This is a genomic window from Salifodinibacter halophilus (assembly GCA_012999515.1).
GTDB lineage: Bacteria > Pseudomonadota > Gammaproteobacteria > Nevskiales > Salinisphaeraceae > Salifodinibacter > Salifodinibacter halophilus.
In genome coordinates this window covers 1-456 of the sequence record JABEEB010000021.1, presented here as the reverse complement: position 1 = coordinate 456, position 456 = coordinate 1, and the positions used below count along the sequence as shown (strand labels likewise).

1 protein-coding gene is annotated in these 456 nt (G+C 69.1%); it reads right to left on the bottom strand.

What is annotated here, in order from left to right; all coding sequences use genetic code 11:
- Window positions 1-219: 219 nt before the first annotated feature.
- Window positions 220-456 (bottom strand): hypothetical protein (locus tag HKX41_10480; protein ID NNC24559.1); only part of this gene is annotated, 237 nt, incomplete at its 5' end.

Genomic DNA, 456 nt, shown 5'->3' with positions numbered 1-456 from the left:
GGTCGAGTGGGGAAATCGGCCGGCGAGCGGCCGGATCGACGGGCGAGCGGCGGGGTGGATCGGCCGTTGCCGCGGGCGGCGGCTACGGGGTGCCCCGCTTCGCCGCGGGACCGGCGTCATGGCGAGCCGGTATCAGAAAGCGCCTGCCGCCGATGCGGACGGCAGGCACCAAGTGCGGCGATTACAGCCGGTTCGACAGCGCCGAACCGGCCTCCACAGTCAGAGCGCGCAATCCCCCGTGCCGTTGAGCACCCGATAGTAGGTCCGCGTCAGCCACGGGTTGTGGTCGTTGTCGAAGGAGTTGGCGTGGTCCATGTCGGCGATGCCGGAGTTGGTCGCGCCCCAGGTCGCGACCTTAGTCACCAGGTTGTCGCCGCCCACGTTCGCCGGCCGGTTCTTGGTGTCGTATTCGACGAACAACGCCTGGTTGATGCAGGTCGACAGCGCGGCGTAGGG